The 20,398-nt window shown below is 69.5% G+C and carries 19 protein-coding genes; 12 read left to right on the top strand and 7 right to left on the bottom strand.

The genetic code is table 11. The features are described from left to right. Positions 1-44: 44 nt before the first annotated feature. Positions 45-1,007, bottom strand: coding sequence for an AAA family ATPase (locus tag AB0M56_RS44170; RefSeq protein ID WP_364187753.1), 963 nt, complete (start codon positions 1,005-1,007; stop codon positions 45-47). A gap of 126 nt (positions 1,008-1,133) precedes the next feature. Between AB0M56_RS44170 and AB0M56_RS44165 the strand changes: the two genes are divergently transcribed. From AB0M56_RS44165 to AB0M56_RS44155, 3 genes are read left to right on the top strand one after another with little or no spacing between them, the layout of a single operon-like run. Then, the gene (locus AB0M56_RS44165) at positions 1,134-2,534 is read left to right on the top strand and encodes an RNB domain-containing ribonuclease (RefSeq protein ID WP_364187750.1); all 1,401 of its coding nucleotides are present in this window, start codon (positions 1,134-1,136) and stop codon (positions 2,532-2,534) included. After that, positions 2,531-3,301 carry a helical backbone metal receptor gene (locus AB0M56_RS44160; protein WP_364187747.1) on the top strand — a complete coding sequence of 257 codons (771 nt, stop codon included), beginning with the start codon at positions 2,531-2,533 and terminating at the stop codon, positions 3,299-3,301. Before AB0M56_RS44165 ends, AB0M56_RS44160 begins: the two co-directional genes overlap by 4 nt. Beyond that, positions 3,298-3,879: a hypothetical protein gene (locus AB0M56_RS44155; RefSeq protein ID WP_364187745.1), complete on the top strand. Its 582-nt coding sequence runs from the start codon at positions 3,298-3,300 to the stop codon at positions 3,877-3,879. Before AB0M56_RS44160 ends, AB0M56_RS44155 begins: the two co-directional genes overlap by 4 nt. A 42-nt stretch (positions 3,880-3,921) precedes the next feature. Here the strand turns inward: AB0M56_RS44155 and AB0M56_RS44150 are convergent, their stop codons facing one another. Further along, positions 3,922-5,349 (bottom strand): aldehyde dehydrogenase family protein, encoded by a 1,428-nt coding sequence (locus AB0M56_RS44150; protein WP_364187742.1) that lies wholly within the window; start codon positions 5,347-5,349, stop codon positions 3,922-3,924. Further along, on the bottom strand, positions 5,346-6,698 hold the full coding sequence (gabT, locus tag AB0M56_RS44145; protein ID WP_364187739.1) for a 4-aminobutyrate--2-oxoglutarate transaminase: 1,353 nt from the start codon (positions 6,696-6,698) through the stop codon (positions 5,346-5,348). The genes AB0M56_RS44150 and gabT overlap by 4 nt, the downstream gene beginning before the upstream one ends. Before the next feature lie 106 nt (positions 6,699-6,804). Between gabT and AB0M56_RS44140 the strand changes: the two genes are divergently transcribed. After that, positions 6,805-8,244 (top strand): PucR family transcriptional regulator, encoded by a 1,440-nt coding sequence (locus AB0M56_RS44140; RefSeq protein ID WP_364187736.1) that lies wholly within the window; start codon positions 6,805-6,807, stop codon positions 8,242-8,244. Positions 8,245-8,262: 18 nt separating this feature from the next. Here AB0M56_RS44140 and AB0M56_RS44135 read toward each other — a convergent pair whose 3' ends face one another. After that, a complete protein-coding gene (locus AB0M56_RS44135) occupies positions 8,263-9,018 on the bottom strand; it encodes a cache domain-containing protein (protein WP_364187733.1) in 756 nt (251 codons plus the stop codon). Between the two features lie 32 nt (positions 9,019-9,050). Then, positions 9,051-9,794 (bottom strand): FCD domain-containing protein, encoded by a 744-nt coding sequence (locus AB0M56_RS44130; RefSeq protein WP_364187730.1) that lies wholly within the window; start codon positions 9,792-9,794, stop codon positions 9,051-9,053. Between the two features lie 114 nt (positions 9,795-9,908). Between AB0M56_RS44130 and AB0M56_RS44125 the strand changes: the two genes are divergently transcribed. The 5 genes from AB0M56_RS44125 to AB0M56_RS44105 all read left to right on the top strand — a co-directional run bounded on the left by AB0M56_RS44125 (position 9,909) and on the right by AB0M56_RS44105 (position 15,612). Beyond that, the gene (locus AB0M56_RS44125) at positions 9,909-11,330 is read left to right on the top strand and encodes a gamma-aminobutyraldehyde dehydrogenase (protein WP_364187727.1); all 1,422 of its coding nucleotides are present in this window, start codon (positions 9,909-9,911) and stop codon (positions 11,328-11,330) included. Between the two features lie 33 nt (positions 11,331-11,363). Continuing rightward, a complete protein-coding gene (locus tag AB0M56_RS44120) occupies positions 11,364-12,440 on the top strand; it encodes an ABC transporter ATP-binding protein (protein ID WP_364187725.1) in 1,077 nt (358 codons plus the stop codon). A gap of 25 nt (positions 12,441-12,465) precedes the next feature. Continuing rightward, complete coding sequence (locus tag AB0M56_RS44115) at positions 12,466-13,674, top strand: ABC transporter substrate-binding protein (protein ID WP_364187722.1); 1,209 nt, start codon at positions 12,466-12,468, stop codon at positions 13,672-13,674. Positions 13,675-13,911: 237 nt separating this feature from the next. Then, complete coding sequence (locus AB0M56_RS44110; RefSeq protein ID WP_364187719.1) at positions 13,912-14,793, top strand: ABC transporter permease; 882 nt, start codon at positions 13,912-13,914, stop codon at positions 14,791-14,793. Positions 14,794-14,802: 9 nt separating this feature from the next. Next, the gene (locus AB0M56_RS44105) at positions 14,803-15,612 is read left to right on the top strand and encodes an ABC transporter permease (protein ID WP_220246532.1); all 810 of its coding nucleotides are present in this window, start codon (positions 14,803-14,805) and stop codon (positions 15,610-15,612) included. Between the two features lie 5 nt (positions 15,613-15,617). Here AB0M56_RS44105 and AB0M56_RS44100 read toward each other — a convergent pair whose 3' ends face one another. Continuing rightward, positions 15,618-16,397: an SDR family NAD(P)-dependent oxidoreductase gene (locus AB0M56_RS44100; RefSeq protein ID WP_364187717.1), complete on the bottom strand. Its 780-nt coding sequence runs from the start codon at positions 16,395-16,397 to the stop codon at positions 15,618-15,620. Positions 16,398-16,452: 55 nt separating this feature from the next. On the opposite strand from AB0M56_RS44100, the gene AB0M56_RS44095 reads away from it, so the two are divergent. After that, a complete protein-coding gene (locus AB0M56_RS44095; protein ID WP_364187716.1) occupies positions 16,453-17,016 on the top strand; it encodes a TetR family transcriptional regulator in 564 nt (187 codons plus the stop codon). Here AB0M56_RS44095 and pip read toward each other — a convergent pair. Continuing rightward, positions 17,013-17,966: a prolyl aminopeptidase gene (pip, locus tag AB0M56_RS44090; protein ID WP_364187714.1), complete on the bottom strand. Its 954-nt coding sequence runs from the start codon at positions 17,964-17,966 to the stop codon at positions 17,013-17,015. The two genes, AB0M56_RS44095 and pip, sit on opposite strands and share 4 nt — an antisense overlap. Before the next feature lie 532 nt (positions 17,967-18,498). Between pip and AB0M56_RS44085 the strand changes: the two genes are divergently transcribed. Next, a complete protein-coding gene (locus tag AB0M56_RS44085; protein WP_364187712.1) occupies positions 18,499-19,443 on the top strand; it encodes an undecaprenyl-diphosphate phosphatase in 945 nt (314 codons plus the stop codon). Positions 19,444-19,555: 112 nt separating this feature from the next. Then, on the top strand, positions 19,556-20,398 hold the full coding sequence (locus AB0M56_RS44080; RefSeq protein WP_364187710.1) for a cytochrome c oxidase assembly protein: 843 nt from the start codon (positions 19,556-19,558) through the stop codon (positions 20,396-20,398).

Below are 20,398 nucleotides of genomic sequence, written 5' to 3'. Positions count from 1 at the left end.
CCGATGCGCCGGCACTCGAGCCGCGGAGCCCACAGACCACAACCTCACAAAGACGTCGAAACCCCCGGCCCCAACACGAACTCCGGGTCCACCTGCGCCTCGAGGTCCTCGCCCGTCCGGCCGTTGCCCCAGGCCCGCGCGTTGCGCAGGTGGAAGTCCACGGCTTGGCGTTGGTAGCGAGCCCAGTCGCGGGTCACGCCGTCCACCGTCGACAGCATCGAAGCGAGCGTCCCCAGGTTGTGCGGTTCCAGTTCCCCGATCGGACGCGAAGCGCCGCGCTCGCCGGCCCGGACGTGTCCCGAAGACTCCAGCCAGCCCAGCAAAGCCGGGCCCAGCGAGGACTGCAGAAAAGCCACATCCTCCGCATCCGTCACCTTGTTCCCCACCGCCACCAGGTGCACGCCGAAGTCGCGCGCGTGGTCGGCGTACTGGCGGTACACGCCGACGCTGCGCAGCGTCGGCTCGCAGACCAGGAACGTCACGTCGAAGCGCGTGAACAGGCCGGACGCGAAGGCGTCGGCGCCGGCGGTCATGTCCATCACCACGTACTCGCCCGGGCCGTCGACCAGGTGGTTGAGCAGCAGCTCCGCGGCGCCGACCTTCGAGTGGTAGCACGCCACGCCGAGGTCGTCCTCGTCGAACTGGCCCGTGACACCCAAGCGCACGTCGCCCAAAAACCGGAAGCACGCGTCGGTGACGGGGTTGTCCTCGAACGGCGTGACCAGGCGCGATCCGCGGCCCGGCGGCGTGGTTTTAATCATCGCCGACGCGGAGGGGATACGCGGGTTGTCGCCGCGCAGGTAGTCCTTGATCAGCGCCATGTTGTCGCCCAGTGTGGGCCACGCGAGCGCTTCCTCCTCGGTCGCGCCGAGGGCGACGGCGAGGTGCTGGTTGATGTCGGCGTCGATGGCCAGCACCGGTTTGCCGGCGTCGGCCAGGTAGGAGACGAACAGCGACGAGAGCGTGGTCTTCCCGCTGCCGCCCTTGCCGACGAACGCGATCTTCACGGCGAAACCCTTTCACAAAATGAAGATGGTTTTCATTACAGCAAGGATCAACGTACACCCGCGCGGCTCGCGCCCGAACGGGCGATCGGCGGCCGTCGGGCGGGATACTGTTGTGTGGTGCCACTCGTGATCAGGACACCCGCGTCGGGAGGGGACTTCGGTCGGCTCCGGACGGAGTTCTCGTTGCCGGAATCGTTCGGTCCCGAAGTGCTGGCCGAGGCGGAGGCCGCCGTGCTCTCCGCGCGCGCCGAGGGCCGCGAGGACGCCACGGACCTGCCGTTCGTGACGATCGACCCGCCCGGCGCCAAGGATCTCGACCAGGCGATGGTCGTCGAACGCACCGAGGGCGGCTTCCGCGTGCACTACGCCATCGCCGACCTCGCCGCCTTCGTCCCGCCCGGTGGCGCGCTCGACCACGAGGCCCGCCGCCGCGGCCAGACGCTCTACCTGCCCGACGGCAACGTCCCGCTCCACCCCACCGTCCTGTCCGAAGGCGCCGCGAGCCTGCTGCCCGGCGAGGTGCGCGCGGCCGTGCTCTGGACCGTCGACGTCGACGCCGCGGGCGAGCCCGTCGCCACCCGCGTGCGCCGCGCGCTGGTGCGCTCGACCGAACAACTCGACTACGAGAGCGTGCAGGCCTCGCTCGACGCGGGCACTCCGCACCCGTCCGTCGCTGCGCTGCCGGAGCTCGGCCGGCTGCGGCGCGAGCTGGCCGTGCAGCGCGGGGCCGTGGAATTACAGCTGCCGGAGCAGGAGATCAGCGGCGACCCCGACGGCGGCTGGGCGCTGGCCCGTCGTCCGCGCACCGCCGTCGACGCGTGGAACGCCGAGATCTCGCTGCTCACCGGCATGGCCGCGGCACAGATCATGCTCGAAGCCCGCGTCGGCGTGCTGCGGACGCTGCCGCCACCCGAGCCGGACGCCGTGGAGTGGCTGCGCCGCTCGGCGTCGGTCGTGGGCGTCGCCTGGCCGGCGGGGCTCGGCGTTTCGGAGTTCCTGTCCTCTTTGGACCCCGGACAGCCCTCGTCGATGGCCATCTTCGCTGACACCACGCGGCTTCTGCGCGGCGCCGGCTACACGTCCTTCGACGGGTCCCTGCCCGCTTTGACCACTCACGCGGGCATCGGCGGCGCGTACGCCCACGTCACCGCGCCCATCCGCCGCCTGGTCGACCGCTTCGGCACGGAGGTCTGCCTCGCCGTCACGGCCGGGCGCGAGGTGCCGTCGTGGGTTCGTGAGGCGCTCGCGGAGGTGCCGTTGCAGATGTCCGCTTCGGACAGTCTCGCCGCCCGCGTCGAACGCGCCTGCATCGACCAGGTGGAGGCGTGGGTCCTGGCAGAACGCGTCGGGCGCGAGTTCACCGCCGTGGTGCTGCGCGCAGAGGAGACGCGCGCGGAGATCCTCGTGGAGGACCCGCCGGTGATGGCCAAGTGCACCGGCGAGAAGTTCCCTGAAGGCGAACGGATCGGCGTTCGCCTGACCGCCGTGGACGTCGACAAGCGGAAGGTGTCGTTCGAACGCGTATGAGGAGCACCGAACTCGTCGACGACCTGGGCGAACCGGTCCCGCTGTCCGGCCCGCCGGTGCGAGTGGTGTCCCTGGTGCCCTCGCTGACGGAAGCCGTGGAGATCAGCGCGCCCGGCCGGCTCGTCGGTGCCACGGACTACTGCACGCATCCGTCCGATTTGGACGTTCCGCGCGTGGGCGGCTCGAAGTACCCGAAGATCGACGACGTCCTGGCGCTTGATCCCGATCTCGTGCTGGCGAACTCGGAGGAGAACCGCCCCGAAGACGTACAACGGTTGCGCGCCAACGGGATCCCCGTGTTCGTCATGGCGGCGGCCGCTTCCGTGCCCGCCGCTCTGGGCTCGCTGCGCCGGCTCCTCACCCAGGTCTACGAGCTGGACGAACCGGAATGGCTCGTCCACGCCGAAGAACTCTGGCGCACCACCGTCCCGATCCGCCACCACGCCGTGATCCCGGTCTGGCGCAAACCCTGGATCGTCCTCGGCCGCGACACCTTCGCCGGCGACGTCCTCCGCCGCGTCGGCGTGGCCAACGCGTATGCCGACGCCGAAGACCGCTACCCGCGCCCGCCGTTGGCCGAGTTGCAGGCGGCCTCCGCCGACCTCGTGGTACTGCCGGACGAACCCTACGAGTTCACGGCGGACGACGGCCCGGGCTTCTTCCCGGACTTCCGCCCACTGCTGGTCTCTGGCCGCTACCTGACCTGGTACGGCCCCTCCCTCGTCGAAGCGCACAGCGCGCTGACTCGCGCTTTGGCCGACCTGTGACGGCCCTCGGCGTCCGCGCCGCGGGCCTGTTCGCGGCGCTGGACTGCTGCCGCATCGAACCGGGTCTCACCGACGCCGAGTTCGACCGCATCGAGGCCCAGTACGACATCGAATTCGCCGACGACCACCGGGACTTCCTCGCCACCGGACTCCCCGTCGAGTCCCCGCGCGAAGAAGGCCAAACCTGGAAACAGCCCTGGCCCGACTGGCGCAACGGCGATCCGGCCACCCTCCGGGCCCACCTCGACTGGGAGACGGACTTCGTCGTCGACCTCGTCCGCGACGGCCATTGGGAGTCGCGTTGGGGCAACCGCCCGGCCACCCCGCACGACGCCGTGGGCGCGTTCCGCCGTCGTCTCCGCGCGGCGGCCCCGATGGTGCCGATCTACGCCCACCGCTACGTCCCCGGTGGACGTGGCACCACTGGCAGCCCGGTGCTTTCGATGTACGGCTTCGACATCATCTGCTACGGCACCGATCTGCTGAACTACGTCGTCCGCGAGTTCGCCGAGCCCCTGTCCGCGGAGTGGCGGCCGCCGAAGATCGCGTTCTGGGGTCGGTACCTGAAAGGCGACTGATGGGCCGCCCCGAAAAATGAGCGGCCCATCAGCGAAATGCCTCTACAGCGTCAACCCGGTCAACACCGTCACGCGTTCCTCCGTGAAATCCGCCATCGCGGCCGCCGGGCCCTCGCGGCCGACGCCGGAGTCCTTGACACCGCCGTATGGCATCTGGTCGGCACGGAAGCTGGGGACGTCGCCGATCAGCACGCCGCCCACCTTCAGCCGGGCGGAGACGTCGAACGCCGTCGGCAGGTCGCGCGTGAAGACGCCGGCCTGGAGGCCGAAGCGCGAAGCGTTGATCCGCGAGACGCCATCGTCCACAGAGGACACCCGGATCAACGAAACCACCGGCCCGAACACCTCCTCGGCCATCACCGCCGCGTCTTCCGGCACCCCGGACAGCACCGTCGGCTCCACTGTCGCCCCGGAACGGCCGCCGCCGGTGAGCAGAGAAGCGCCGGCGGAGACAGCGTCCGAAACCCACGAAGCAACCCGCGAAGCAGCGGACTCGTTGATCAGCGGGCCGACATCCACCCCGTCAGCAGCCGGGTCGCCCGTGCGCAAAGCAGCGACCTGCGCCAAAACCCGAGACTCCAGCTCGTCGTACACCTCCGTGTGCACGTAAACCCGCTGCACCGAGATGCACGACTGCCCCGCCTGGTACATCGAGAACGTCGCGATCCGCTGCGCCGCGAAGTCCAGGTCCGTCCAATCCGGACAGACCAGCACGGCGCCGTTGCCGCCCAGCTCCAGGGCGACGTGCTTGCGTGGCACGCTGTCCCGGATCGACCAGCCGACCGGCACCGAGCCCGTGAACGAAACCACGGGCAGCCGCGGATCGCGAACCAGAGCGGCCGTCTCCTCGTTGCCCAGCGGCAGAATCGACCAGCTCCCCGCCGGCAACCCCGTCTCCGCCAGGATCTCACCCAGCAGCAACGACGTCAGTGGCGTCGCGGGCGCCGGCTTCAGCACGATCGGCGCGCCGACCGCGATGGCCGGCGCAACCTTGTGCGCCACCAGGTTCAGTGGGAAGTTGAACGGCGTGATCCCCAGCACCGGTCCGCGAGGCACCCGGCGCACCAAGGCCATCCGGCCGGTGCCGCCCGGGTCCGTGTCCAGGCGCTGCAGCTCGCCCGAGAACCGGCGGGCCTCTTCGGCGGCCCAGCGGAACGTCGACACCGCGCGCCCCACCTCGCCCCGCGACCACTTCAACGGCTTGCCCGACTCGGCTGTGATGAGGCGCGCGATCTCGTCGGCCCGCTGACTCAACGAACGGGACACGTGGTCCAACGCCCCCGCTCGCACGTGCGCGGGCGTAACAGCGAACTCGTCGGCCACCGAAGCCGCCGCGGCCACCGCTGCCTCGACGTCCGAGGCGGTCGGCACGAAGTGCGAGCCGGCTTCACTGCCGTCGTAGGAATGGCGGACGACCGCGGTCGAAGAACTGGTCACCGGCTTGCCGGCGATCCAAAAGGGAACAGTCACTTGCGCACCTCCGTGCGGACCGCGTGCTCGAGGACGGACAGGCCCTCGTCGAGCAGTTCGTCGGACAGGGAAAGCGGCGGCAGCAGCCGGATGACGTTGCCGTAGGTCCCGCAGGTCAGCACCACCACGCCGAGCGCGTGACACGCCGCCGCGACGCGCTTGGTGAGGTCGGCGTCCGGCTCGGAGGTGCCGGCGCGAACGAATTCCGCGGCCACCATCGCGCCCCGACCGCGCACGTCGCCGATCACGCCCGTCTCGGCGGCCAGCGTCCGCAGCCGCGGCAGCACGACCTCCTCGACGCGCCGAGCCGACGACGCCAGATCCGAAGACCGCATCGTCTCGATCGAACCCAGGGCCGCGGCGCACGCGATCGGGTTGCCGCCATAGGTCCCGCCAAGACCACCGGGACCGACCGCGTCGAGCAGCTCCGCACGCCCGGTCACGGCCGACAGCGGCAGGCCCGCCGCGATGCCCTTGGCTGTCGCGATCAAGTCCGGCACCACGCCTTCGCGCGACGACGCGAACCAGTCGCCGGTGCGGCAGAAGCCCGTCTGCACCTCGTCGGCCACGAACACCACGCCGTTCTCGCTGCACCACGAGGAAAGCGCCGGCAGGAACCCCGGCGCCGGCTCGATGAACCCACCCTCACCCTGGATCGGCTCGATCACCACGGCCGCCACCTGGTCGCCGCCGATCTGCTTCTCGATCCGGTCGATCGCGATCCGCGCGGCCTCCGGACCCGCAAGCCCGTCGCGGTACGGGTACGACCCCGGCACGCGGTACACCTCGGGCGCGAACGGGCCGAAGCCGTGCTTGTAGGGCACCGATTTCGCGGTCAACGCCATCGTCAGGTTCGTCCGCCCGTGGTAGGCGTGGTCGAACACCACCACGGCCTGCCGCCCGGTCGCGACGCGCGCGATCTTCACCGCGTTCTCCACGGCCTCCGCACCGGAGTTGAACAGCACCGACTTCTTCGCGTGGTCACCCGGCGTCAGCTCCGCCAGCGCCTCGCACACCTCGACGTAACCCTCGTACGGCGTGACCATGAAACACGTGTGCGTGAACAGGCCCGCCTGCTCACGCACCCGGTCGACCACGGCCGGCGCGGAGTGGCCCACGTTCGTCACGGCGATGCCGGAGCCGAAGTCGATGAGCACGTTGCCGTCGGCATCGGTCAGCAGACCGCCGCCGGCCGACGTGATGTACGCGGGCAGCGTCGAGCTCACCCCCGCTGCCACCGCGGCCGTGCGCCGCTCCTGCAACGCGCGAGAAGCCGGGCCGGGGATTTCGGTGCGCAGCCGACGCGCGACGGGCGCCGGGGCCACCAGGGGCTCGGTGGTCGTGGTCATGGGCTCAACTCCTGGGAGGCGGGCTGGGTCACCTCCCAGGATGCGGCGGCCAGGCGACGGCGTCTGCTGGCCAAGATGTCCAAAACTGCGCGTAAACTTGGCCACTATGGCACTCACCCTCCGCGCGCTCACCGAACAGCGGTCGCTCGCCCTCCGCGTGGTCGCGGGGGAGGCCGGCCTCGATCGCCCGATCGGCTGGGTGCACCCGACCGAGCTCACCGACCCGCACGCCTTCCTCGAAGGCGGCGAGCTCCTGCTCACCACGGGCCTGGCCCTCGACGACACGACCTCCGAGGCCTACGTCCGCCGCCTCGTCGAAGCGGGCACCGCCGGGCTCGGCTTCGGCGTCGGGCTCAGCCACGAGCACGTGCCGCGCACCCTGGTCGAAACCGCCGACGAGATCGGCCTCCCGGTGCTCGAAGTGCCGCGCAGGACGCCCTTCATCGCCATCACCCGCGCCGTCTCCCGCGCGGTCGCGGCCGACGAGTACGCCGCGACCGTCCGCATCGGCCGCGCCCAGCAGGAACTCACCCGCACCGCCGTCGGAAAGACGGGCGCGGCGGGTGTCGTGCGCCGGCTCGCCCGGCTCATCGAGGGCTGGGTCGTGCTCTTCGACGCCGCCGGCCACCTCCGCGAAGTCTCCTCCGCAGCCGCTCGCACACACGGGGAACAGCTCGACGTCAAGGACCTGCACGCCGGCACACGGGTTGTCACGCTGGGGGAGCAGGAGGTCGTGCTCCAGACCTTGCACACGCGCGGCGCGCTCGCGGTCGGCACGACCGAACCACTCGACCCGACCGGTCGCCACATCGTGAACACGGCGGTCTCGCTGCTTTCCCTTGCCCTGGAACAGGATCGTGCCCAACGCGGTGCGATCTCCCGGCTGCGCACCGGCCTCCTCGACCTGTTCACCGACGGCCGGGAAGCCCTCGCGCTCGACGTGCTGCGCACCGTGCAGGGCGCGCCGCCGCAACCGTGGGCCGTGCTCGCCGTCGCGGGCCGGCCCACCGCGCGGACCGCGCTCTACGACCGCCTGGAACCCGTTGCCGGGCAAGTGTTCTTCGCCCACTCCGAGTCGCTCCTCGTCGCCGCGACCGACGACGCCGACCGCGTGCTCACCGTGGCCGCCGAAGTCGGCGGTTGCCATGTCGGCGTCGGCGACGCCACCGAGTTCCCGGCAGCGCTGCGCCAGGCCCGGCAGGCGGCCGAAACCGCACGCAGCCAGGACATTCCGCTCCTGCGCTACGCCGATCACGCCGGCAGGGGCCTGCTCAACCTCCTGGATCCCCTTGCCGCCCAGGCCTTTGCTCACGAGCTGCTGAACCCGCTGCGCACCCACGACGAGTCCGGCCGCGGCGAGCTGGAGGAGTCCCTGCGCTGCTGGCTCGAAAACCACGGCCACTGGGACCGCGCCGCCACGCAGCTGCACATTCACCGCCACACCCTGCGCAACCGCATCACCAAGGCCGCCGAACTCCTCGGTCAGGACCTCGACTCCCCGGGCACCAGGGCCGAACTCTGGCTCGCGCTCCAGGTCACGCGCTGAGAGATCACCCGCTGAGAATCACACGCTGACGAGCAACGCGATCGGCGAATCCCCGCACCGGCGCAAAGTCGCGCCACCCGACATCGTCTGCGGTTCCGCGCCCGACGTCCACCACGCCGGCACATCGACCTCTCGCACCAGAGAGCCCGTCGCCTGCCGGACGCTGTTCGACACGATCACGCGCCCCTGTGCGTTGAGCAGAGCAGCGCGCCGGCCCAGCGAACGCAGCCGCCGGCTCACCGTGCGCTCGAACTCGCGCACGTAGACGTCCGCGCCCACCACGCCGGCAAACGAACCGTCGCGGTACACGGGCAGTGTGAACGTGAGCGTGTACTCATCGGTGCAGAGATAGTCGACGTACGGGCCGTTGATGTGGCGCCGGCCGCTGTCGCGCGGCACGGTGAACCACGACTGGCGCGTGTAGTCGAGGAAGTTCGGGCTTTCCGGGTCGAGGCTGATGAACAGCTGCTCCGGCACGGCGTCGTCGGAACCACTGTCGTCCGAACCGGTGGTGGTCCACCACTCGAAGCCGAACTCCTGGTCCGACAACACGTGGGGCGCGCTCACGAACCCGGCGCCGATCACGAGGCCGCCGAGGGCCTCCAGCACCTGCGGCCGGATGCCGTGGAGCGTGCCGGAACCGGCGCCGCCGGGCTCGGCCAGCAGCGTCTCGGCCGCGGCCAGCACTGGCTTGAGCCGCTCGAAGATCTCCTCGACCAGCGCGGATACCTGTGCGACGACTTCGTCGCCAGTCAACGTGCGGGTGTCGGTCACGATGCTCACCTCGATCGCGGGGTCATCGAAGCTTACGGCGTTTCGAGGCTTAAGTGCAGATCCACGAGCCGGTCGAGCGCGCTCAGGATGTGCTCCTCGGTCAGCTTGCGGGCCAGATCGCCGTCGGCCGCCGCGATCGCGGTGACGATCGCGTGGTGCTCAGCGTAGGACTGGCGGCAGGTGTCCTCGCCGTCGAGGGGCACCCAGAGCAACCCGCCGTGTTCGCCCTGCAGTTGGACCTCCTGGTTGGTGAGCCGCGGCGACTGCGCGGCCGCCGCGATCTCGAGGTGGAAGTGCCGTTCGGCGCGCGTCGCCTCGGGGCCGGTCGCGCCGAGAAGGTCTTCGCTGGTCAGGCGCAGTCGGTCCAGGTCTTCGGGCGAGCTGCGTTCCGACGCGAGCTTGGCCGCGGACCCGGCCACGGCGAGGTAGTGGTCGCCGAAGTCGCGCAGATCCGCGAGCGAGACGAGCCGCAGGCGCTGCGCCCACGAGCTCGGCGCCGGCCATGCGGGCGTGCGCACGAAGCTGCCGCCGCCGCGCCCGCGCCTGGTCTCGACCAGCCCCTGCTGCCGCAGCACGGCGAGCGCTTCACGGACCGTCACGGTGGACACGCGGAACTGCGCGGCCAGCTCGACTTCGCTCGGCAGCTGCTCGGCGTCGTCGAGGAGACCCAGGGTGATGGCGTCGAGCAGCCGGGCCGCGACCGCCTCGGCGCGGCCGAGGTGGTCGAGCGGAGCGAACATCGCCAGTCGTGCGCTGTTCGACATCTCCTTGCGCATCGTGGGCCCACCCGTCTCGGAGTGCGATTGGGGCCAATAGTGCCCCAGGACCTTGTCATGTGAAATATGGAGTTATATGTTTCACCCTGCCACGGAGAGTCAGGAGGCGCACGCGTGCAGGAATTGAAGCACTACGTCGGCGGGAAGTTCGTCGACTCGCAGTCCGGGAAGGTCCTCGAAATCGTGGACCCGGTCACCGGCCGCGCGTACTGCACCGCGCCGGTGGCGAGCGCCGAAGACATCGACCACGCGCTCAAGGTCGCGGCGGAGGCGTTCGAAAGCTGGAAGGAGACCACGCCGGCCCAGCGCCAGCTCGCGCTCCTGAAGATCGCCGACGCCGTCGAGGCCCGCGGCGAGGAGCTCGTGCGCGTCGAGTCGCAGAACACCGGCAAGCCGGTGGCGCTCACCATGTCCGAAGAGCTGCCGATGATCGTCGACCAGCTGCGCTTCTTCGCCGGCGCAGCGCGCGTGCTCGAAGGCCGCGCGGCCGGCGAGTACATGGAAGGCCACACGTCCTTCATCCGCCGCGAGCCCGTGGGCGTCTGCGCGCAGGTGACGCCGTGGAACTACCCGCTGCTCATGGCGATCTGGAAGATCGCGCCGGCGCTCGCGGCGGGCAACACCGTGGTGCTCAAGCCGTCGGACACCACGCCGGCGTCCACGCTGCTGCTGGCCGAGATCTGCGGTGAGTTCCTGCCGCCGGGCGTGTTCAACGTAGTGACCGGCGACCGCGACTCCGGCCGCGCGCTGGTAGCGCACCCGATCCCCGCGATGGTGTCGATCACCGGCTCGGTGCGCGCCGGCATCGAGGTCGCGGGTGCTGCGGCCCGCGATGTCAAGCGCGTGCACCTCGAGCTGGGCGGCAAGGCGCCCGTGATCGTGTTCGAAGACGCCGACCTCGAAGCCGCCGCCGAGACCATCGCGATGGCGGGCTACTTCAACGCCGGGCAGGACTGCACCGCCGCCACGCGCGTGCTGGTGTCCGACGACGTGCACGACACGTTCGTCGCCGCCCTGTCGCGCCAGGCCGAGGCCAACAAGACCGGCAAGCCCAACGACGACACCGCCGCGTTCGGCCCGCTCAACAACGCCGCGCAGCTGGAGAAGGTGTCCGGCTTCATCGACCGCCTGCCCGGGCACGCCACCGTCCACTGTGGAGGGCGACGCGCCGGCGACGAGGGCTTCTTCTACGAAGCCACCGTGGTCTCCGGCGTCACGCAGGACGACGAGATCACCCAGAACGAGGTCTTCGGCCCCGTGATCACCGTGCAGCGCTTCTCGGACGAGGCCGACGCGGTGAAGGCGGCCAACGGCGTGCCCTACGGCCTCGCTTCCTCGATCTGGACCAAGGACCACCAGCGTGCCATGCGCGTGTCCGCCAAGCTCGACTTCGGGTGCGTGTGGATCAACACCCACATCCCGCTCGTCGCCGAGATGCCCCACGGTGGGTTCAAGAAGTCGGGCTACGGCAAGGATCTCTCGCTGTACGGCCTCGAGGACTACACCCGCGTCAAGCACGTCATGAGCGCGCTGTAGGTACTGGTGACGAGATCCACGGGAAGGCCCGCCATGCCCCACCAAGCGCCCGCTGCCGCCCGCCGGCCCGACCGGCCGCGCGGCGGCGGTGAGCCGGCCATCCGGCTCACCGGGCTGCAGAAGCACTTCGACAAGGTCCGCGCCGTCGACGGCGTCGACCTCGACATCCCGCCCGGTGAGTTCTTCTCCATGCTCGGCCCGTCGGGCTCGGGGAAGACCACGGTGCTGCGCATGATCGCCGGCTTCGAGCTGCCCACCGCGGGCACCATCGAGCTGGCCGGCCGGGACGTCAGCCAGCTCGCGCCGTTCGCGCGCGACGTGAACACCGTGTTCCAGGATTACGCGCTCTTCCCGCACATGTCCGTGCGACAGAACGTGGAGTACGGCCTCAAGGTCAAGCGGGTCGCCAAGGCCGAGCGCAAGCGACGCGCCGCGGAAGCCCTGGCGACCGTGCGGCTGGGGGAGTACGGCGACCGCAAGCCTTCGCAGCTCTCGGGTGGTCAGCGCCAGCGCGTCGCTCTCGCGCGGGCCCTGGTGAACCGCCCGAAGGTACTGCTGCTCGACGAACCGCTGGGAGCGCTCGACCTCAAGCTGCGACAAGCGATGCAGATCGAGCTCAAGCAGATCCGGCGCGAGGTCGGGATCACCTTCGTGTTCGTGACGCACGACCAGGACGAGGCGCTGACCATGAGCGACCGCATCGCGGTGTTCAACGCCGGGCGGATCGAACAGGTCGGCACCCCGGTGGAGGTGTACGAGAGACCGGCCAGCGCGTTCGTCGCCGGCTTCGTCGGCACGTCCAACCTGCTCAGCGGGCGTGGGGCCGAAGCGGTGATCGGCAAGCCCGGCGTGTACAGCATCCGGCCGGAGAAAATTCGCATCGATGCTGATCTTGCGTCACCGGCCGGTCCAGGCGAGACTTCGGCGACCGGAATCGTCACGGATGTCGTATACGCCGGATCTACAGTGCGCTACGCTGTCGCGCTCGATGCGGGGGGTCAGTTGTCCGTGGTCCGCCAGAACACCAGTGACCCGACCGAGTTCGCCGACGGCCGGGTCCGTCTGCGGTGGCGCCACGAACACAGTTTCCGGGTCCCCGAAGCCGGCTAGTTCTCACGGGAAGGTTTCTCTCGACATGAAGAACAGGAAGACGCTGCTCGCGGGTCTGTGCGGCGTGAGCCTGCTGCTCGCGGCCTGCGGGACGTCGGGCTCCGACTCAAACGCGGGGTCCGCACCGGGCGCTCAGGGGTTCACCCCGCCCAAGCTGGCCGCACTCACCCAGCTGGGCCAGCCGGAAGGCCAGCTGAACGTGCTCGCGTGGCCCGGCTACGCCGAAAACGGCTCCAACGACTCGAAGATCAACTGGGTCAAGCCGTTCGAGGACCAGACCGGCTGCAAGGTCACCGTCAAGCCCTTCGGCACGTCCGACGAGGCCGTGACGCTGATGAAGACGGGCCAGTACGACGTGGTGTCCGCCTCGGGCGACGCCTCGCTGCGCCTGGTCGCCTCGGGCGACGTCGAGCCGGTCAACACCGCGCTCGTGCCGAACTACAACGACGTCTACCCGTTCCTGAAGAACAAGTCGTGGAACAGCGTCAACAACGTCGCCTACGGCATCCCGCACGGCTGGGGCGCCAACGTGCTGACCTGGCGCACCGACAAGGTGAGCCCGGAGCCGGCGTCGTGGTCGCCGATGTTCGAAGTGAACTCGCCCTACAAGGGCAAGATCATCGCCTACGACTCCCCGATCTACATCGCCGACGCCGCCCTGTACCTCATGGCGCACCAGCCCGACCTCGGCATCAAGAACCCGTACGCCTTGGACGACAAGCAGTTCAACGCCGCGGTGGACCTGCTGAAGAAGCAGCGCCCGAACGTCAGCGAGTACTGGGCGGACTACCTCAAGGAAACGCAGTCGCTCAAGAACGCGGACGCCGTGATCGGTACCGCGTGGCAGGTCACGGTGAACCTGGCCAAGAGCGAGGGCGCTCCGCTGGGTGCGACCGTGCCGAGCGAGGGTGCCACCGGCTGGTCGGACACCTGGATGGTGGCCACGAAGTCGCAGCACAAGACGTGCGCGTACAAGTGGATGGACTACATCATCAGCCCGAAGGTCAACGCCCAGGTCGCCGAGTACTTCGGTGAGGCCCCGGCCAACTCCAAGGCCTGCGCCGAGATGACCGACAAGTCCCTGTGCGACACCTACCACGCCAACGACGCGGCCTACGCCGCCAAGATCCAGTACTGGACCACGCCGATCCCGCAGTGCCTCGACGGCCGCACGGACGTCAAGTGCAAGGACTACGGCGACTGGACCCGTGCCTGGACCGAGATCAAGGGTTGACGTGCTCACGGGTGCCGCTCGTTCGGCGGCACCCGTGAGATTCCCCTGTTACCGATCCGGCCAAAAGTAGGCCGGCCCCCATGCGGAACGTAACCGTTGCTACCGAAGCCATTCGGCCGTGACCGTGGTCGGATTGGTAACGATCCGCACAGTAGCTCCGGGGGCGGCGGGCACCTCCCCCCTCGTCCGCCGCCCCCGGACCCCCCTCTTCCCGACCGTGCCCCGAAGGTGCCTCGCATGTCCGCCGTGAGCCCGCCGAGCCGCCGCGCTTCGGCTTTCTTCTTCCGCAAACCCAAGCTGCGCCTGGGCATTCTCCTTTCGGCTCCGCTGCTGTGGCTCGGCCTGGCCTACCTCGGCGCGCTCGCCGCCCTGTTCATCACGGCCTTCTGGTCCACCGACGTGTTCACCGGCAAGGTGGTCACGGACTGGTCGTTCGACAACTTCGTCACCCTGTTCACCGATTCGGTCTACCGCACGATCACGCTGCGGACCGTCGGCATCGCGCTGCTGGTGACGGTGATCGACGCGGTCATCGCGTTCCCCATGGCCTTCGCGATGGCCAAGCTCGCTTCCCCGAAGGCGCAACGGATCCTCGTGATCGCCGTGATGACGCCGCTGTGGGCGAGCTACCTGGTGAAGGCCTACGCGTGGCGCACCCTGCTTTCCGGCAACGGCGCGATCAGCTGGCTGCTGAGCCCGTTCGGCCTCTCCGGCCCCGGCTACGGCGTCGCGGCCACGGTGATCACGCTGTCGTACCTGTGGCTGCCCTACATGATCCTGCCTATCTACGCGGGTCTAGAGCGGCTGCCCGATTCCCTTGTGGACGCTTCCGGTGACCTCGGCGCGAAGTCGTTCCGCACGTTCCGCTCGGTGATCCTGCCGCTCGCCTTCCCGGCGATCGTGGCGGGCTCGATCTTCACGTTCTCCTTGTCGCTGGGCGACTACATCGCCGTGAAGATCGTGGGCGGCACGTCGCAGATGCTCGGCAACGTCGTCTACGACAACATCGGCGCGGCCAACAACCTGCCGTTCGCGGCGACCGTGGCCATCGTGCCGGTCGTGATCATGCTCGTGTACTTGGCCGTCGTGCGTCGCACCGGCGCGCTGAACAACCTTTAGGAGACCGCCGTGCGCATGTCGAAGACCGGCCGGGTGGTGCTGTGGACGGCACTCGGGGTCGGGTTCGCGGTGATCTACTTCCCGCTTCTGGTGGTGCTGCTCAACTCCGTGAACTCGGACACCACGTTCGGCTGGCCGCCGAAGAGCTTCACCCTCGAGTGGTGGGGCCGCGCGGTCACCAACGCCGGCGCACTGCACGCGTTGTGGACCAGCATCGAGGCCGGGGTGGCCGCCACGGCGATCGCGCTCGTGCTCGGCACGATGGCCGCGTTCGCTTTGCAGCGCTACCGGTTCTTCGGCCGGGACTCGATCTCGCTGCTGATCATCCTGCCGATCGCGTTGCCAGGCATCGTCACCGGTATCGCGCTGAACAACGCGTTCCGCACGATCCTCGGCATCGACCTCGGCCTGCTCACGGCGATCATCGCCCACGCGACCTTCTGCATCGTCGTGGTGTTCAACAACGTCGTGGCCCGCCTTCGGCGCATGGGTGGCAACCTCGAGGAAGCGTCGATGGACCTCGGCGCAGACGGCATCACCACGTTCCGGCTGGTGACGTTCCCGATGCTGCGCTCGGCGCTGCTGGCGGGCGGGCTGCTGGCGTTCGCGCTGTCGTTCGACGAGATCATCGTGACGACCTTCACGCTGGGCACCGGCATGGAGACGTTGCCGATCTGGATCTACGACAACCTGTTCCGCCCCAACCAGGCCCCGGTGGTCAACGTGGTGGCGGCGGTGCTGATCATCGTCTCGACGGTGCCGGTGTACTTCGCGCAGAAGCTCTCCGGCGGCGACAGCTCTTCGGGCGGCCGGATCTAGGGTTCCTAGATCACGGAGCGGATGGTGCCACCGTCCACACGGAGGGTGGCCCCGCTGACGTAGTCGCCGTACGGGCTCGCCAGGTACGCCACGGCGCCGGCGATCTCCTCGGGCCGTCCGAAGCGGCCGACGTCGTTGGGCACGAAGTCCTGAGCGGCGTGGGGTTCGATGGTCTCCCAGGTCTCGCCCCAGCCGCGTTCCGGCGCGAGGTCCGTGAGCAGCTTCCGCACGGAGTCCACGAGGATCGCGCCGGGAGCGACCACATTGGACGTCACGCTGGTGTCCTTCAGTTCCCGCGCAAGGGAAACCGCGAGGTTGTGGCGCGCGGCGAGCGTCGCGTTGTAGTGGGGGAGCAGCGCCATCGGCTGGCCGGACAGGCCGCCGCCGATCTGGATCACGCGGCCCCAGCCGCGGTCGCGCATGCCGGGCACGAGGTGGCGGATCATGCGGACCGACGAGATCACGTTCACCTCGTACGTCCGCGCCCACTCGTCGGGTGTGGCCTCGGCCCAGGTCAGGTGCCGGTAGGCGCCGGCGTTGTTCACGAGGATGTCGACTTCGCCGGCTTCCCGCGCGACTTTCGCCGCGCCTTCGTCGGTGGCGAGGTCGCCGATCGCGACGGCCTTCGCACCGATTTTGTCCGCCACCGCACGGGTTCGGGCTTCGTTGCGGCCGTGGACCACGACGTCGGCGCCCTCTTCCGCGAGCAGCCGCGCGATCGCTTCGCCGAGGCCGGAGCTCGAGCCCGTGACGAGTGCGCGGCGGCCGGTCAGGTTGAGTTCCATGGTTCTCCGTTCAGGTCTACGAGTGTAGATTTAATTTTAGTCTACACTCGTATACATGACTGCACCACGCCGTCGCGATGCCGCGGCGACCCGGGAAGCGATCCTGCGCGCGGGCGTCGAGGCATTCACGCGCTTCGGCTATGACGGCGTCGGCGTGCGGGAGATCGCTCAGGCCGCCGGTGTCACGGCGATGCTCGTGAACCGCTACTTCGGCTCGAAAGAAGGGCTCTTCGCCGAGGTGGTGGAGGTGTCGATGACCGAGCGGACCGTGCTGACGGGCGACCCGGCCACGCTCGCGCGCGACGTCGCGGCTTCGCTGGTGTCGCGGACTTCACCGGACGCCGACAGTCTCGACCCGTTCCTGCTGATGCTTCGCTCGGCGCCCAACCCGCGCGCCGCCGAGATCCTGCGCGCGGGCATCGAAAAGCACGTCGAGGCGCACATCCTCGACGTCCTCCCCGGTGTGCGCGGAACCGATCGCGCGGCCGTGGCGCTGTCGCTGATCTCGGGGTTCTGGTTGATGCGCAAGGTGATCGGCAGCACAGCTTTGAACGAGACCGACGTGGCCGCGTTGGCTTCGACGTTGGAAGGGCTCTTCCGGCTGCTGCTGGACGTCTAGCGGAAGTCGTCGGTCGCCTGACGCAGCGCGGCCAGCGTGCCCGGGTCGTTCACGGCGTGCCCCGCGCCTTCCGTGATGCGCAGGATCGACCCGGGCCACGCGCGGTGCAGCTCATACGCGGTGATCGGCGGGCAGACTGCGTCGTAGCGGCCCTGCACGAGCACGCCTGGCACGCCGGCGAGCTTGCCGGCGTCGCGGATCAGCTGCTCGTCCTCGAGCCAGGCGTGGTGGCTGAAGTAGTGCACCGCCAGCCGCGCGAACGTCAGCGCGAACGACGGATCGGCGTACCGGTTCAGGAACGCTTGCTGCGGCAGCAACGCCACCGTCGCGCCTTCCCAGACGCTCCACGCGATCGCGGCTCGTTCCCGCACGCCGCGGTCGGGGTCGTCGAGCAGCTCGGCGTACCCGGCGAGCGGATCCTTGTGGTGCGCTTCCGGCAGCGGCGCCAGGAAGTCCTCCCACTCGGCGGGGAAGAGGTTCGCCGCGCCGCCGCGGTAGATCCAGTCGAGCTCGCGCTGCCGCGCCGTGAAGATCCCGCGCAGCACCAGCTCCGTCACCTGATCGGGGTAAGTCTGCGCGTATGCCAGCGCGAGCGTCGACCCCCACGACCCTCCGAACACCTGCCAGCGCCGGATGTTCAGCCGCTCCCGCAGCAGCTCCATGTCCGCGACGAGGTGCCACAACGTGTTCGTGCTCAGGTCCGCGTCCGGGTCCCCGACGTTCGGCGTGCTCCGCCCCGCCCCGCGCTGGTCGAACAGGATGATCCGGTACGCGGCGGGGTCGAAGTGCCTGCGCGCCATCGGCGCGATCCCGCTGCCCGGCCCGCCGTGCACCACGACCACCGGCTTGCCCTGCGGGTTTCCCGCCTCCTGGCAGTAGATCCGGTGCCCGTCACCCACGTCGAGCATCCCATCGGCCAGCGGCTGCAGCGGCGGGTAGAGGTCGTCCATGCCGATCACTCTGCCGGACCGGCGGCCTTCGCGCGGGAGTCGCGGCGCCGTTCAGCCGAAAGGCCGCGAGCCGTCCGGGTGTCGACCGGCTCGGTCCACGCGGCCGCGGCGTGCACTGCCGCGCGTGGCCTTCGTCTCCGCAGGGACACCCTCAGTGCCATCCGCAGAGAAGGTGGAGGCCCGCCCCCGCCGCCGGGCTGAGCGGGCCCCCGTCCGTGTCGCGTCGGTGGCGCACCTGGGAGGTGGCCGCGTCCGCGATTTCCTTCACCGTGGCGCGGATCTCGGGCGACGGGTCGCGCGTGAAGCTCCGGCTGCTTCCGGCATCCCGTCCTCCTCGTCGAGGTTCACGCCTTCGTGTTGGGGACCACGCTAAGCCACCGCCCGAACACCAGTCAAGGACATGATTCGTGTTCATGTATGCGAACAAGCACAAGGTCGCCGAGGAGGTTCTTTCGCCCCCTTGCCCCGCGTTTACCCGGTAGTGGGTAGCTTGCGCGAGGAAAGGCCGAACCGACGCGAGAAAGGCTCGAGAATGTCCGCGGTCACGTATGTCGAGTCGATCGTCGTCGGCGCGCTGCAAGGCGTGTCGGAATTGTTTCCCGTGTCCAGCCTGGGACACAGCATCCTGTTGCCCGCGGTGATCGGTGGATCGTGGCAGCGTGATCTGAGCATCGGCGAGGATTCGCCTTATCTCGCGGTGCTCGTGGCGATGCACGTGGCCACGGCGCTCGCCCTCGTGCTGTTCTTCTGGCGCGACTGGGTGCGCATCATCGGCGGCCTGATCTCCTCGATCCGCCACCGCGAGGTCCGCACGGCCGACCAGCGCCTCGCGTGGCTGCTGATCCTCGCGACGATCCCCGTCGGCATCGCCGGGCTGCTGCTCGAAAGCCTGCTGCGCGACTTCCTCGGCAAGCCCGTGCCGTCGGCCATCTTCCTCATCCTCAACGGCGGCGTGCTCTACGCGGCCGAACGCTTCTCCCGCGCTGCGCCCAAGACCGGGATCGCGGGCAGGACAACGGAAGACACCGTCGACTTCAGCGCCGAAGACACCCTCGTCATGCGCGCGATCACGGTCGAGGAAGCCACCGACGCCCGCCTCTCCAAGCTCAGCGTGAAGGAGGCCGTGCTCATCGGCTCGGCCCAGATCCTCGCGCTCCTGCCGGGCATCAGCCGCTCCGGCATCACGATGGTCGCGGGCCTGCGCCGCGGCCTCGGCCACCAGGATTCGGCCCGGTTCGCGTGGCTGCTGGCCACGCCGGTGATCCTCGCCGCGGGCGTGCTGAAACTTCCCTCGCTGTTCACCCCGGAGAACAGCCCGTCGCTCGGCCCGGCGCTCGCCGGAAGTCTGGTGGCCGGTATTGCGTCCTACATTTCTGTCCGTTTTCTCACGAAATACTTCGAAACGCGCACCTTGACGCCGTTCGCCATCTACTGCGTCATCGCCGGAATCGTCAGCCTGCTCGTCTTCAGTTTCTGAGGGCGGTGTCCCGGTCCGATTTCCGGAAGGGGACACTGGTGGTATCGAAACCCCGCTCACCGGCACCACGCTCTTCACGGCCTGGACACCCGACGTCCCGGCCCTGGTCGTCGTGCTCGCCCTCGGCGCGGCCTACGTCGTCGCCGCGCGGAAGCAAGACAGCTGGGCACCCGGCCGGACGACAGCGTTCCTCGCCGGGCTCGCCACGATCGTGCTCGTCACGTGCTCGTTCCTCGGCGTCTACGACACCACGCTGTTCTGGATCCGGGCCACGCAGAACACCGTGCTGCTCATGGTCACGCCGCTGCTGCTCGCCCTCGGCGCGCCGATCACGCTGCTCATGCGGACGGCGCCGCCCGGGCTCGCGCAGTGGTTGAGACACCACGGCCGCAGCTCGCTCGCGAAGTTCCTCACGTTCCCGCTCACCGTCACGGTCGTGCTGATCGCGCCGTTCGTGATCATCTACCTCACGCCGGTCTACGGGCTCTCGCTCGATTACCCCGTGGTCGGCGGCCTGGTGCGGGTGTTCCTCATCGCCGCCGGGTTCCTCTACTTCTACAGCCGCGTGGCGCTCGACCCGACCCCGCGCGGCGGCTCGCACCTCGTGTCGGTCTGGATCTCGTTCACGGAAGTCGTCTTCGACGGCGCGCTCGGCCTCGTGCTCTGGCTCGGCCCGCTGCTCGCGCCCGCGCACTACGCCACGGCGCATCCCGGCTGGGGCCTGGACCCACGCACTGACCAGATCATCGGCGCCGGCGTGCTGTGGATCGGCGGCGACGTGGCGGGCCTGCCGTTCGTCGGCGCGCTGTTCGTGCGCTGGGTCCGCGACGACCAGAAGCGCGCGAAGCAGATCGACGAGCGCCTCGACGAGGAAGCCGAATCCGGTGAGGCCCCCACGGGCGGCCTCTGGTGGCAGAACGACCCGGAGCTCGCCCAGCGGTTTCGCCGCCGGTGA

Source organism: Amycolatopsis sp. NPDC051372 (assembly GCF_040682095.1).
In the GTDB taxonomy this organism is placed as follows: Bacteria; Actinomycetota; Actinomycetes; order Mycobacteriales; family Pseudonocardiaceae; genus Amycolatopsis.
This window is presented reverse-complemented; position numbering and strand designations above follow the sequence as displayed.